At 36.9% G+C, this 14,187-nt stretch carries 14 protein-coding genes and 1 riboswitch; all 14 genes read right to left on the bottom strand.

The window, feature by feature from the left end; genetic code table 11:
• Positions 1-22: 22 nt before the first annotated feature.
• Positions 23-685: a LysM peptidoglycan-binding domain-containing protein gene (locus LG377_RS08235; protein ID WP_225744184.1), complete on the bottom strand. Its 663-nt coding sequence runs from the start codon at positions 683-685 to the stop codon at positions 23-25.
• Between the two features lie 48 nt (positions 686-733).
• Complete coding sequence (locus LG377_RS08240) at positions 734-2,188, bottom strand: ATP-dependent DNA helicase RecQ (RefSeq protein WP_225744185.1); 1,455 nt, start codon at positions 2,186-2,188, stop codon at positions 734-736.
• A complete protein-coding gene (locus LG377_RS08245) occupies positions 2,154-3,242 on the bottom strand; it encodes a helix-turn-helix domain-containing protein (RefSeq protein ID WP_225744186.1) in 1,089 nt (362 codons plus the stop codon). Before LG377_RS08245 ends, LG377_RS08240 begins: the two co-directional genes overlap by 35 nt.
• A 111-nt stretch (positions 3,243-3,353) precedes the next feature.
• Positions 3,354-3,965 (bottom strand): ECF transporter S component, encoded by a 612-nt coding sequence (locus LG377_RS08250; RefSeq protein ID WP_225744187.1) that lies wholly within the window; start codon positions 3,963-3,965, stop codon positions 3,354-3,356.
• 186 nt (positions 3,966-4,151) lie between these two features.
• A riboswitch (FMN riboswitch) is annotated at positions 4,152-4,274 on the bottom strand.
• 76 nt (positions 4,275-4,350) lie between these two features.
• Positions 4,351-6,174: an ATP-binding protein gene (locus tag LG377_RS08255; protein WP_225744188.1), complete on the bottom strand. Its 1,824-nt coding sequence runs from the start codon at positions 6,172-6,174 to the stop codon at positions 4,351-4,353.
• A gap of 9 nt (positions 6,175-6,183) precedes the next feature.
• The gene (locus LG377_RS08260) at positions 6,184-6,945 is read right to left on the bottom strand and encodes a response regulator transcription factor (RefSeq protein WP_225744189.1); all 762 of its coding nucleotides are present in this window, start codon (positions 6,943-6,945) and stop codon (positions 6,184-6,186) included.
• 165 nt (positions 6,946-7,110) lie between these two features.
• A complete protein-coding gene (locus LG377_RS08265) occupies positions 7,111-7,836 on the bottom strand; it encodes a pseudouridine synthase (RefSeq protein ID WP_225744190.1) in 726 nt (241 codons plus the stop codon).
• A 20-nt stretch (positions 7,837-7,856) separates the two neighbouring features.
• A complete protein-coding gene (gene scpB / locus LG377_RS08270; protein ID WP_225744191.1) occupies positions 7,857-8,420 on the bottom strand; it encodes an SMC-Scp complex subunit ScpB in 564 nt (187 codons plus the stop codon).
• 27 nt (positions 8,421-8,447) lie between these two features.
• Positions 8,448-9,194 (bottom strand): ScpA family protein, encoded by a 747-nt coding sequence (locus tag LG377_RS08275; protein WP_225744192.1) that lies wholly within the window; start codon positions 9,192-9,194, stop codon positions 8,448-8,450.
• Positions 9,195-9,221: 27 nt separating this feature from the next.
• Positions 9,222-9,578 (bottom strand): GNAT family N-acetyltransferase, encoded by a 357-nt coding sequence (locus LG377_RS08280; protein WP_225744193.1) that lies wholly within the window; start codon positions 9,576-9,578, stop codon positions 9,222-9,224.
• A 21-nt stretch (positions 9,579-9,599) separates the two neighbouring features.
• Entirely contained in the window at positions 9,600-10,940 is a 1,341-nt protein-coding gene (gene lysA / locus LG377_RS08285) for a diaminopimelate decarboxylase (RefSeq protein ID WP_225744194.1), read from the bottom strand.
• Positions 10,941-11,179: 239 nt separating this feature from the next.
• Positions 11,180-12,001 (bottom strand): purine-nucleoside phosphorylase, encoded by an 822-nt coding sequence (locus tag LG377_RS08290; RefSeq protein WP_225744195.1) that lies wholly within the window; start codon positions 11,999-12,001, stop codon positions 11,180-11,182.
• A gap of 63 nt (positions 12,002-12,064) precedes the next feature.
• Positions 12,065-13,234 (bottom strand): phosphopentomutase, encoded by a 1,170-nt coding sequence (deoB, locus tag LG377_RS08295; RefSeq protein WP_225744196.1) that lies wholly within the window; start codon positions 13,232-13,234, stop codon positions 12,065-12,067.
• Positions 13,235-13,276: 42 nt separating this feature from the next.
• Entirely contained in the window at positions 13,277-14,179 is a 903-nt protein-coding gene (gene xerD / locus LG377_RS08300; RefSeq protein ID WP_225744656.1) for a site-specific tyrosine recombinase XerD, read from the bottom strand.
• Positions 14,180-14,187 lie beyond the last annotated feature (8 nt).

Here is a 14,187-nt window from a genome sequence, read left to right on the forward strand (position 1 = left end):
TTTCAATTTTTATTTAAGTCGATTAGTTTACTTTTAACACTTGACCCACAAAGACTGTTTCACTAGACAATCCATTTAATTGCATCAGTTCCTGTGTAGTCATTCCATGATTTAAGGCAATGCGGTACATGTTATCCCCCGCTTTTACCGTATACGTTTCTCCTGCCGCTGCTGGTTCTTCAGTGGTTTCATCGGCTTCTTCAGAAGCATCATTACTACCTGCTTGATCTGTATTAGATTCTGCTGGCTCACTAGCTGGTTGATTTTCTTCAGTCGTTTCCGTTTCTGACTCACTCTCAGAATCCGGTTGTGGCTGCACGGGTTCTTCTACAGTTTCTTCAGCAGGCTCTTCCACTGTTTCTTCAGTATCTTCTGGTTCCTCAGCTACTTCAGGTTCTTCTTCGGCCTCGGGCTCTTCTTCTGATTCTGTAGTTGCTGGCTGTTCTACAGTCGGTTGTTGTGAATTAGGGAAATTAGGTTCTCTTTGACTATACCAGGCGTATGTACCTAATGTTACAACAATGATTAAAACTAGAAATACCACTGTAACAGTCAGGATAGGAGAAATACTTTTCTCGCGTTCTCGTTTAGCTTTTCGAGACATAGCCTGATCGTCATAATCTACTTCTTCATCAAATCGTTTCGACCACAGTTCTTCCATCGACTCGCGATCTTTCTTACTCATAGTGATTCCTCCTCAAGTTCTATCATAGTTATTGTATCATATTTTAGCTTAATTCATAGATTCCTCATCAAGTTTATACAATTGTTTCAAACGAAGTCTCCAGTCAATTGTTGCGCTTTTGACGACTAAATGATCTTCTTCTTCATCAAAGAAATAAGTCTCCAAATCTGCCGTGCACTGGCTGCAACAACGTTCTGGCTTTTCCGTTATTGACTCATCGAAATATCGAAGCAGATGTGCTCTTTTACATTCTTTGGTGAACAAGTACTGCATCATATATTCTAATTGCTCTTTTTTAAGACGTTCTCTAGACTCTATCTGGTGTAAAGCAACTCTATAAGGGATAGAGGCATTCACATAATACTGGGCAATTTGAACTTTAGGATCTGTTTGCTCTTGTTTGATTTTGTGCTGATACTTATAAATGTATTCTAGTAGAGATGCATCGGGTAGGCTATTTTCTTGCAGTCTAATTTGTAAATACTGATCTCCTTGCTCGAAAAGCAGTATGGCAATACCTTCTTTACCATCTCGGCTACATCTTCCGATTTCTTGCAAGTACATCTCAGGATTAGAGGGCATATGATAATGGATAACGTACCTTATATCCGGTTTATCGATGCCCATCCCAAAAGCGCTTGTTGCACAAATAACTTGAATCGAGTTGTCTATAAACTGCTGCTGGACTTTAACTTTGTCGTCAATCGTCAAATCAGAATGATAACTTTCAGCTCGGATCCCTAATTCAGTTCTCAAGACTGAAGCCATTTCATCAGCCAGTTTTTTGCTTGAAAAATAAACAATTCCAGGACTTTTCAACTGATGAACGAGTTCCTTTAAGCGATCTTTTTTATTCCCCTCACAGATCTCTACTTTTAATTTTATCGAGGATCTGTCCACTGAGTGGATAATCTCTCTAGTTTCCATAGAATCAATGTCCAAAGATTGTTTGATCTCACTACGAACTTGTTCCGTTGCTGTTGCGGTCAGAGCCATTGTTGTAGGATGATTGAGTTTCCTTTTGACCTCACCAATTTTAAGGTAATCTGGTCGGAAATCCATTCCCCATTGAGAGATGCAGTGGGCTTCGTCAACGACAAACAAGGCAATGTCTAGTTGAGAAAGTTTTGTCATCAAAAACTCGAATTGAATCATTTCTGGAGAGATATAAAGAAATTTCAACTTGTGAAGATTTTTTATAATTCTTCTTTTTTCGTTTCTAGACGATAAGCTATTTAAAGCTGCTACTTGCCGTTCTCCATTACTTTTCAGTTTTTCAACCTGGTCCTGCATCAATGATAGTAGTGGTGAGACAATCAGAACTAGACCTTCTTTTATATAAGCAGGTAATTGATAACAGATTGATTTTCCACTCCCAGTTGGTAACATAACCACCGAGTCTACTTCTTGAAGGGCTGCTTGAATAGCTTCTTTTTGACCAGATCTAAAGGTCTTGTAATTGAATTTTTCATAAAGTATTTGCTCTAGTGTTTTCTCTGCCATATCTAATCCTTTCAATCTCTACTAGTCTAAACCACATAAACATCAGATCTTCATGATCTTGTTTTGCTTGTTTATAGGAATACTTGGGATTTTGTTCAAAGGCACTATTTAAACGCTCATATTGATCCGCTGGAATATATGGCTGGATATTGAAGCCTGGGTGAATAAGATAAATTTCAAGGATATGTTCTCTAATCGTATTTAATTTTAATTGTCTAATTTCTGAGATTCTCTCTACACTATGCCCTTCATTTATCATCAAATAAGTATCGTAGGTACTTTTAGATAATCCGAAATAAGTACGCTGATCTAGATAGGCTACAAAATCATTTAACAAAAGACCTTCAGAGGCTTTGGCTTGGATGATCAATTGTTCGAAGGTATCGTTTAAGCGTACATTCAATTCTACAGATTCCATTTCTAGACTTTCCGCTAGCTGTCGATTCGTTTTTCCAATGATATCATGCCCAGTTAATTTTCCAACAATCATACTTGCTTCCTCTTCTGTAAACATTAAAAGCAAGTCATACAATTCGGTTGCCCACTGGAGAGCTAATTGATCCATTGGTGTTTTCTGCTTACTCAACCATTCTTTAACCGATTCCTGATCAATTGGTTCCTTAATGGAAGGACTATACTTTTTATTGTCATATCTTTTCTCAGAGAATATTTGAGAAACTAATTGTATTTGTAGATAAAACGAATTTCTAAGTGTGGCATTTTCAAGAGAACGAATAGCTTCTGGATACTTTTTATTTTCAAAATACTGAGTCAATGCTTTGTAGCCAAGCGAAGTTAAAAGGTAACCATCTTCCTCACTACCTTGAAGTAAATTTTTAGAAGAAAGCGTCTGTAGATAATGTTCTAGATGTTCTTTTTTTAATTCTTTGAATAGTCCAAAAGCAGGAAACAGCTGCTCATTTTCAACTTTGTATAATATTGAAGGTGTTCTTCTTCCATGAAACACATGAATTAGCTGAGAGCTTTTCGATGGATAATGATTATTAAAAAAGGATAATAAAAAATACAAAAAGTATCGATTTTGAGTAGCCATAGTTCACCTCTTCTTCTTTTCAGAATACACGTTCAAATCCATTTTTTCAATATAAAAAAGGCGGTCATATAGACCCGCCTTTTAGAATAACTATTCGCTAGTTGATAAAGCTTAATTCTCATTTTCTAAAACATATCGTTTAGACTGTTTTTTATAAAGTCTGGTTCTTGATTTAACTAACCAAGGTTTAAGTTTTTGAAATGCTACGAAAAAGATGATGCCTACAATTGGACCTTTAATTAAATTGAAAGGAACAATTGAGTAGACTAGATACTCTCTAATCGGTCCAACACTGAACCCCATGACAGCCATATAAGCAGGAATTAGGAATACCCAATTCAAAAGAGCCATAACGACACTTAATGATAATGTACTTGCTATAGTAGCTAATACTTTTTCTCTAGTTCGTAAGCCCATTTTCGTGATAATAAAGTATATGGGTAACGTATAAGCTAAAGAAGCGATAAACTGCGCTGAATCACCTATTGGTAAACCCATGTCTCCACCTTTTTGAACGAAAGATAGTAAAGAACGAATAAAGGCAATGGTCATACCTCCTATAGGTCCATACATATACATTCCGAATAATACTGGGAGATCACTAAAATCAATCTTCAGAAAAGATGCTCCGGGTAAAATAGGAAACGAAAACATAGAAATGATCCATGCTAGTGAAGCTAATACTGCGATACCAACTACTTTTTGCGTTTTGTTGCTTGACATTGAAAATCCTCCTAGAAGGATTCATCCTGGTTAGGGTATTGAACTTATTGATGCTTACCTCTATTTTGTTCCGACATTTCGAAGTGAGACTGGTCAGAGAATGCACTCTAGAAATGCAAAAACTCTGTTCAGTTCCACCTCAGGAAATGAACAGAGCTAAATAGACATAATGATTCAGTCAAAAAGCTCCATCTTCTTTATACCAGACTATACTGTCGGTACTGGAATTACACCAGTTCAGCAAAACAATTGTTTCGCTCGTGGACTTTACCACCGGTCGGGATTTACGCCCTGCCCCTGAAGATGAATCATATTATTTTTTTGCTTATTTTTAATAAGCACATTACTATTATACAAAAATGTACAGAATTGTCAACAGCTCCGTTTAAAACGAATCAAAAGTACTCGTAGAATTTTGATCAATAGGTAAATGTATGATGAAGGTTGAACCTTTACCAAGTGTAGATTCTACACTTAAGCGCCCTCCATGTGCTTCAATAATACTCTGCACAACAGATAACCCAATTCCTGTACCTGATGCATTATCTGAATAATTTTTTCTAGATTTGTCTGCTTTAAAGAATCGATCAAAGATATATGGAACATCTTCTTTAGGGATACCCGTTCCTGTATCTCTAACTTCCATAATAACTTCTTCTAGATTTTCATCTTCAAATAACCTCAATGTAACCGTCTTGGCAGATTTATCCGTCATCCCGGTGTGTCTAATTGCATTATTAATTAGATTCACAAAAACTTGGTCCATCTTGTCTTTATCAATAGGTAATTCGATTATTTTTTCTGGAACGTCTAATGCTAATCTTACGTCGACTTCTGAAGCCATTTTATTGAATCTAGAAACGAGTGTACTCAAGTAACGGTTCAAGTTTAGAGAATCTTTTTCAATCTCAATAAATCCAGCTTCCATTCTTGATAAATCAAGCATTTCATTAACCATTCGATTCATCCGTTGCGATTCATCACTGATAATTTGAGCCATTTCTTTCTTCTCATCAATTGTCTCAGCTATATCATCAATAATCGCTTCACTATAACCCTGAACCATCACTAAAGGCGTTCTAAGTTCATGCGAAATATTATTGATAAAGTCAACGCGCATTTTATCTAATCTGTGTTCATGTGTCAGGTCCTTAGTGGACACCAGAATGCCTCTAATTTCCAGAGTATCGTCTTCAATCAGAGGTAAGATCGTCACCTCATAATAAAATTCGACCATTTCAATATTGAACTGAGAAAATTTCTTTGTTTCAACAGCTTCTTTTAAGTTTAACTCTATATCAATATAGTCATCTTTCGTTGAAAAATTACCTTTTTCAACTTGATATTGCGTTAAGAATAAATCTCCAGCAGGATTGGAAAGAATCAGGCTCTGATCGGAATCATAATATAAAATTCCTGTATCAATACTTGTCATGATATGAGATAAAAGTTCTTTTTCCTGCCTGACCACGGTTCTATTTGTTTCGAGAGAATGCCCCATTTTATTCATTGCCATTGCAAGTTCAGATAAGTCATCTCTACCTGAGACCGGTAGTTGGTGGCTAAAGTCATCTCGTGCATAATCAAAGGCAATATTCGTCATGGCATTGATTGGTTCCGATATATGTCTACGTAAATATAAATAATAAGCGTAACTTAAAAATACGCTAAACAAAATAAGTAAACTTAACGCATAGAAAACTGTGCGTTCAACTTCAGCGATAAAAGACAAATCTGCATATGCATAAAATGTCAATTGTTCACCTTGAAAATTAATATGTTTGACGTGAAAGATATAGGGTATTTTACTTTCATATTCCGGATCTGAATCAGAACGAATCTGAGTTTCTTCACCAGACACGATCTTTTCAACTAAATTGGGATTACTGATTACTCTCTGATAAATATCATCAGAAAATTGGAGATCCCACTCTTCTTCGTTATAAACATCTTGACCCTCAGAACGAATTGCAAAATTGAGCTTCGCATGAATAACATTAGCTTCCTGAAGATAAGTCATTATATATTGAGGATTACTTTCAGAAAGGGTTTCTACGTTATGAATAAAGGATTCGTAGTCATTCAAATAGTTCTGCTTAATCTGTTGGGAATAGAATTGGGCATAAAATAAAGATGTGGCAACAAGAGATATAAGGATAAGTCCAGAAGTAATCAGCCAAACTCTTATCGCAACGATATTCAGCTTCATACTTCTATCCTACTCCTCTTCTTCATGAGGGTATGAGTTCAGTTTATATCCAAGCCCCCATACAGTTTCAATCATTTTAGCAGCGGTTTGGGATTCTTTTTTTAATTTTTCACGCAAACGTTTCACGTGTGTATCGACTGTTCTTAAATCACCAAAGAATTCGTATTTCCAGACTTCTCTTAATAATTGTTCTCTACCAAAAATCTGATCAGGAGAAGACATCAGATAGTGTAAAAGATCATATTCTTTCGGCGTCAGATTTACTGATCGGCCGTCAGCTGTTACACGTCTAGAATCGTTATCGATCTCAAGATGCGGTAAAGTCAATGTATCAGAGACATCGGCAGCTTTATTCATGCTTCCACTACCGGATTGAGTTCTCTTAAGAATCGCAGAAACTCTTAATACAATTTCTCTTGGACTGAAAGGTTTGACAATATAATCGTCGGCCCCGACTTCGAATCCCTGAATACGATTCAATTCTTCACCTTTTGCTGTAAGCATCATAATGGGTGTATCTTTTTCTTTTCGCAATTCTTCAGCAGCTTCGATTCCGTCCATTTCAGGCATCATAAGGTCTAAAAGAATTAAGTCGTAATCATTTTCTAGTGCTAATTGTAATGCGATTTTTCCGTTTTCAGCTTCGTCAATCTCATATTTGGCCTTTTCTAGATACATTCTCAATAATCTACGAATACGATTTTCATCGTCAACCACCAATATTTTTTTCGCTTGCTGTTCTGTACTGCCTTGTAATTTTTCATCCGTCACGATTAGACACTCCTTAGCACGTGATACTATTGACTTTATATTATAATACGTAACTAGTACAATATTATATCCTACTCAAGTTTAATTATAACTAAGATAAGATGAATGCGCCACTAATTCCAACTGGAATCGCTCTAGCCGATCTTATACGTCAAGAATCAATGATTAAACTTCTTCATCCACTAGTTGTTTAAGCTTGTTGACCTCAAATTGTTTGAGTTCTCTCCATACACCAGACTGCATGCCTTCTACCGTTAAAAATCCATAGTGAGTTCTAGTCAATTTTTCTACTGGATGTTTAATTGCCTGCATCATTTTCTTAACTTGATGATTTTTACCTTCATGAATGGTTAATTCAACAGTTGAGATATCTCTTTTTCTATCATAATCAATGATTCTTGCTTTCGCAGGAGCTGATTTCACCTTATCAAAAACAACACCTTTTTCAAGATGCATAACGTCTTCTCTTGTCATTCTTCCGTTTACTTTTGCGATGTATGTTTTTTCAACAGAATATTTCGGGTGCATCAATTTGTTTGCTAATTCGCCATCATTGGTCAGTAACAATACACCTGTCGTATCGTAATCCAATCGTCCTACTGGATAAATTCGTTCTTCAACTTCTTGGAGTAATTGAACAACCGTATCTCTATTTTTTGGATCATCAACTGTTGATACGACCCCTCTAGGTTTGTTTAACAAGAAGTATACTGGTTTTTCTTTTTGAATCGGCACATCGTCTACAGAGATCGTATCATGTTTTTTCACTTGGTATCCAAGTTCCGTCATGACTTTTCCATTAACTTTTACGCGTCCTTCTTCAATCATACTCTCAGACTTTCTTCTTGATGCAATGCCCGCGTGAGCCATGACTTTCTGTAATCTATCCATATAACTCCTCCTTCTATTTTTTATTCAAATGACTGCTGGAAACTTTCAAAAAATAAAGACGTTTCCTCAGTTTCTTCTTCCATTCTTAGCTCTGGTAATTCTGATAGAGTATTTAATCCAAAGTAATCTAGAAAATAATCCGTTGTACCATATAAAACGGGTCTTCCTGGCGCTTCAAGTCTTCCAACCTCTTGAATAAGATCACGCAATCTTAATTTATGGAGTGCTGTTGCAAGTTGCACACCTCTAATTTCTTCGATTTCCATTCTAGTAATGGGTTGTTTATATGCAATAATTGCTAGTGTTTCCAGTAAAGCCTTACTTAACTTCTGCATTAAGGGAGACTGAGCATAATTACTTACGACGCTAGAGTAGGTCTCTTTCGTAACAAGTCTATATTTATTGGCTGTTTCTATAATTGTCAAAGCACTCGTATCTCTAGAATTATAATCATTTAGCAATTTTTCGAGTGAAACAAGTACATGTTCTGTTGTAGCATTCGTGAGTTTAGCCATCTCCTTCAAAGTAAGCCCCTCATCTCCAGCCACAAATAACAGTGACTCATATACCGCCGTTTCGTTCATTTAATCCCCTCCCTCTCTACTAATAATCTAACCGATATAAGATAACTCGATATCCGAGTAAGTTTCTTCTTGAGTAAAAGCTACTTTGTTTTCTTTAATGAGTTCAAGTAAAGCAAGAAACGTTACGACGATGTCTTTTCTAGAATAGTGGCTAAACAAATCCTGAAAAGCGACTTTTGTTCTGTATCGGCCTCTAAGCTCTGATTCAATCCATTCCATACGATCTGCTACTGTTATTTCCTCTGTTTCAATCGTAGTCAGTTCCGGTTCTCTTAATTCGCTTCTTTTCATCACTGTTTTAAAAGCATCAATCAAATCTTGCAATTGTATTTCACCGTTCTCTAGAGGAACATTTTTTTGAAATTCAGAAACATCCGCAGGTTCTTTGGTGAAAAAAACAGATCTTTCCAGTTGTTTCTGGTCAAGTTGATTAGCAGCATTTTTAAATTTCCTATACTCAATCAACATATCCATCAATTCTTCTCTTGGATCTTCATGTTCAGGGATAAAGTCTTCTCCCTCTTCATCCCAGCTATCGTTACGTGGAACAAGTAACTGACTTTTGATAGACATCAGCGTAGCAGCCATTACTAAGTATTCTCCAGCAACATCTAATTGTAGACTTTTCATTGCGTGAAGATAATCCATATACTGAGCCGTAATTCTGGCAATCGGAATATCGTAAATGTCGATCTCATATTTATTGATCAGATGTAAAAGAAGGTCTAAAGGCCCTTCAAATACATCTAAGTTCACTTCCCAATTTTCACTCATATCTATTTTCCTTTTAGTCGCTTTAACTTAATCTTCAGTATGCCACTTTGTTATAAGAGAACTCGTTTCGATCGTTCCAACTAACTGTCTAGGTGAGAATTTTGCTGCTGCTGCGTCTAGTATCTGATGCGCTAGCCCTTCATCTCGGTACGATGGATTGATTGAAATATGTCTTACCAACACAAATTCATCTTCCACTTCAACACCGAGTACTCCGGCGAAGTCATTTGTCTCATCGCTTTTCCATAAATACAGTTGACGATTGTCTTCTTGCTTGTACCATTCCAATTCTTTTGTCAATCTCGTTGTTTCTTTAAGATCTGGCACATAAGATAATAGCCCCATAGTAATCTTATGGTAATCCGATTTGTATTCCGTTAACATACTCTACCTCCTCAAAGTGGTTTAGTATTTCGAGTCCACTGATTGCTCTAAGTTTAAAAAGTCTTCGTAGCGCTCTCTTCTGATTGCTAGGAAATCTTTACCATCTTCTACAAAAACAACAGCTGGTCTTGGTAGGCGGTTATAATTACTCGCCATTGAGTATCCGTAAGCTCCTGTACTCAAAACCGCTAGATAATCTCCTTGTTCCACCTCAGGTAACGATAGATCCCAAATCAGCATGTCTCCACTTTCGCAAGCTTTTCCTGCAATAGACACTTTTGTATCATACTGTGCGTATACTTTGTTTGCCAATACACCAGTATATTTTGCATCATATAAAGCTGGTCGGATGTTGTCGGCCATTCCACCATCTACTGATACATATTTTCTAACTTCAGGAATCGTTTTTTGAGTACCTACAGTATAAAGTGTCGTTCCTGCTTCACCGACTATACTTCTCCCTGGTTCAACCCAGATTTCAGGCAACTCAAGACCAAGTTCTTTTGAATATTGTTTAACACTTCTCATTATACTGATAGCATAATCTTTGATGGGTAGAGGCGCATCTTCATTTGTGTACCGAATACCAAATCCACCGCCCACGTTCAATACTTTAAGATCAAAGTTAAAAAGATCTTGCCATTCTTTTGAATGTTGCATTAAACGCTCAATAACGGCTTCGTATCCTGTAGTTTCAAAAATCTGCGAACCAATATGGGCGTGTAATCCAATAACATCAATATATTTCAGAGACTGAGCTTCTTTAACCGCTTCTTTCGCCTGACCAGAGGCTAAATCGAAACCAAACTTCGAATCTTCTTGTCCAGTTGTAATATATTCATGAGTGTGCGCTTCAATCCCTGGAGTGATTCGAATCAAGACATTTATTTTCTTTTGATGAAGCGTGGTTAGTTGATTGATCATATCCAACTCTGTAAAATTATCCACAACGATACATCCAATGTCTGCATTTAAAGCTTCCACTAGTTCTTGATGAGATTTATTATTACCATGGAAATGAATCTTCTCTGAAGGAAACCCAGCTTTGATGGCTAAAAATAGTTCCCCTCCAGAAACAACATCTAAAGATACAGACTCTTTAGCTAGCATTTGATAAAGCGCTAGTGAAGAGAATGCTTTACTCGCGTAAGCTACTTGTGTTTCTTTTTCATATGAAGAAAATGCTTCTTTGAACTCATTAAGTCTCTCTTTAATGAGAGCTGTATCGTATACGTACAAAGGCGTTGAGTATTTCTCAGCTAAATATACGCTATCCACACCACCAATTTCCAGGTGATTTTTATCATTAATTGTTGTGTTTCCTGAAAACTCAGGAAGCTGTTTATTTTTGAATTGATCCATTATTTGATTCCCACATTTCTTTAGTCTCTATTTCGTAAAAGGTATATTTTTAAAGATTTTCATTATCCGTTTATTTTTACATACTCATGACAATAATACAGACATATACACCAAAAATCAAATTTACATTGAAGAATCAGTACCTTAGCGTTGCTTTTACTCGAAGATAATAAAAGATAGATGAAGATGTTTCAAACACCCTCATCTATCTTTTTTTCTATCTAGTCTCAGTTCAATGATTAGACTTTAGCGACAAAATCTTTAACTAATGATTTAAAAGATTCTTTTACTCTTGTTGTTACTTCAACTACTTCATCATGATTTAAATGACTTTGCATGCCTGCCGCATAATTTGTGATACAAGAAATTCCTGCAACTTTTAATCCGGCATGTTTTGCAACAATGACTTCTGGCACTGTAGACATTCCTACAGCGTCGCCACCCATCGTACGGATCATACGAATTTCTGCGGGTGTTTCATATGTTGGCCCAGTTAAGCCAAAGTAGACACCTTCTTTAATCTCGAGTCCGTTACTTTGAGCACATTCACGAATGAGCTGTTGATACCCTTTGTCATAAGCTTCAGTCATATCTGTAAACCTTGGACCAACTTCAGGATCGTTTTTACCCATTAAAGGGTTAACGCCAGTGAAGTTCACGTGATCGGTAATAATCATCAAGTCTCCTGGATTAAAGGATGTGTTTACACCACCTGCTGCATTTGTTACCACTAATGTTTCGATTCCCAAAGCTTTCATTACTCGAACAGGGAACGTTACATCTTCTAGCGCATAACCCTCATAAAAATGGAATCGACCTTGCATAGCTAGAACCATTTTACCGCCAAGTTCTCCATAAACAAGTTGTCCTGCATGCCCTTCTACAGTAGACACCGGAAATCCAGGGATATTTTCATAAGGTATTGCTACTGGATTTGTTGCTTCCTCAGCTAACTCGCCTAATCCTGAGCCTAGAATCAGACCAACAACCGGCTTTTCCATTCCATTATCTTTTAAATAGGCTGCTGCTTTATCGATACTCTCTAGATACTCTTTTTCCATTAAAACTTCCTCCTGATAAACCAAATTTGTAAGAGGTCCTGCCTCTACTTAACTAGATTGTTCTTATTTTAATTCAGATAAGAAACTAGACCCAAATCCTGTTGCAGCCACATCAAAGTTTTCTGCTATAGTAGCGCTGATGTCCGCAAAGAACCCTTGCGGTAAAGCACCATTGTTTTCAAAACTAGGTGAATAGATCAAGACAGGAACAAATTCCCTTGTGTGATCTGTCCCAGGATGCGTTGGATCATTTCCGTGGTCAGCCGTAATGATTAGTAAGTCATCTTGTTTTAATTCGCTAATGATTTCAGGGATTCTAGCGTCGAACTCTTGAAGTGCATTTGCGTATCCTTCTACATCTCTACGGTGTCCAAACAAAGCATCGAAATCAACTAAATTGGTAAAGCTTAGTCCATTAAAGTCTTTTTGCATAACCTCAATCAGTTTATCTACTCCATCCATATTGGATTTTGTACGAACAGATTCCGTGATTCCTTGACCATTAAAGATGTCATCGATTTTCCCAACTGCTACTACATCTTTACCAGCATTCTTTAATGAATCCAACACAGTATCCCCAAATGGACTTAAGGCATAGTCGTGTCTGTTACTGGTTCTTGTAAATGCACCAGGCTCACCTAGATAAGGGCGCGCAATAATACGTCCAATCATATAAGGATCATCTTTAGTAATTTCACGAACATATTCACAAATTTCATATAATTCTTCTAACGGAATGATCTCTTCATGTGCTGCAATTTGTAATACAGGATCCGCAGACGTATAAACGATCAAATCGCCAGTTTTCATTTGGTGTTCACCGTATTCATCAAGGATAGCTGTTCCCGATGCTGGTTTATTCGCAACAATCTTTCTTCCAGTATGTTCTTCGATTTGATTGATCAAATCTTCAGGAAAGCCCTCAGGAAATACTCGGAAAGGTTTTTTAATGTGCAGACCCATTAGTTCCCAATGGCCTGTCATTGTATCTTTTCCGACTGACTTTTCTTCTAGTTTTGTATAATATCCTATACTGGTTGGTGTTTCATCCACGCCTTTCAATGGTTCGATGTTACCAAGTCCAAGTGTTTTAAGGTTAGGTAATTTCAAATCTGTATTTTCAGCTATATGACCAAGTGTATGAGATCCTTCGTCATTAAAGGCTTTAGCATCAGGTGCTTCTCCGATACCTACTGAATCCATAACAATTAAATGTACGCGGTCAAAATTCATTTACATTTCCTCCTGTTAGTTCATCTTTTACCCGTTTGCTTCTTAGGCTCTAGGGTGATACGTGTCATAGACTTCTTTTAATCTATGCTTTGTAATGTGCGTATAAATTTGAGTCGTTGAGATATCCGAATGCCCCAGTAATTCTTGTACTACACGAAGATCTGCGCCATTTTCAAGTAGATGCGTTGCAAAAGAGTGTCTCAAAGTATGTGGTGTTACATTCTGCGCAATCCCTGCCTGCAAGACCATTTTCTTGATTTTCTTCCAGACGCCCTGTCTACTTAGTTGAGAGCCTCTCGGATTCAAAAAAACATACGGGGACTCTTGAGAAGATTTCAGCGCAAGCTTTGGTCGGCTGAATTCAAGATAATATTCTACCCATTTAACGCCTTGTTCTCCAATTGGTAAAATTCGTTCCTTATCTCCCTTACCAATTGTCTGAATTAAGTTCATCGATAGATGCAGCTCATCTAACCTCAAGTTTACTAACTCCGATATTCTTATTCCTGTAGCGTACATAACTTCCAGAATCGCTCGATCACGAATACCAATCTTGTTCGAAACATCTGGTACGGAGAGTAAAACATCTATCTGTTTGGTTGAAATCACCTTGGGTAAGGTCTGAGCTTTCTTAGGTGTTTGAATATACAACATCGGATCTTCACTGGAGATGTTCTCTTGTTTCAGAAATTGATGAAATCTTCGTAAACTTGAAATCATCCTAATCAAGGAATTATCCGCTTTCTCACCTTCTTTTTGTGATTCCAGAAAATTCAAAATAAGGTAACGATCAATTTGATTCCAAGAACCAATTTTTTCTTTTTTTAGAAAAGTGATGTATTGATTTAGATCCCGCTGATAACTTTCAATAGAATTTTTAGAGAGCCCTCTTTCGATTTTTAAAAAGGTAAGATAGTCTTCTAAGGCTTCTGTTCCTAGTTCAATTGACACTT

Source organism: Marinilactibacillus sp. Marseille-P9653 (genome assembly GCF_916618885.1).
In the GTDB taxonomy this organism is placed as follows: domain Bacteria; phylum Bacillota; class Bacilli; order Lactobacillales; family Carnobacteriaceae_A; genus Marinilactibacillus.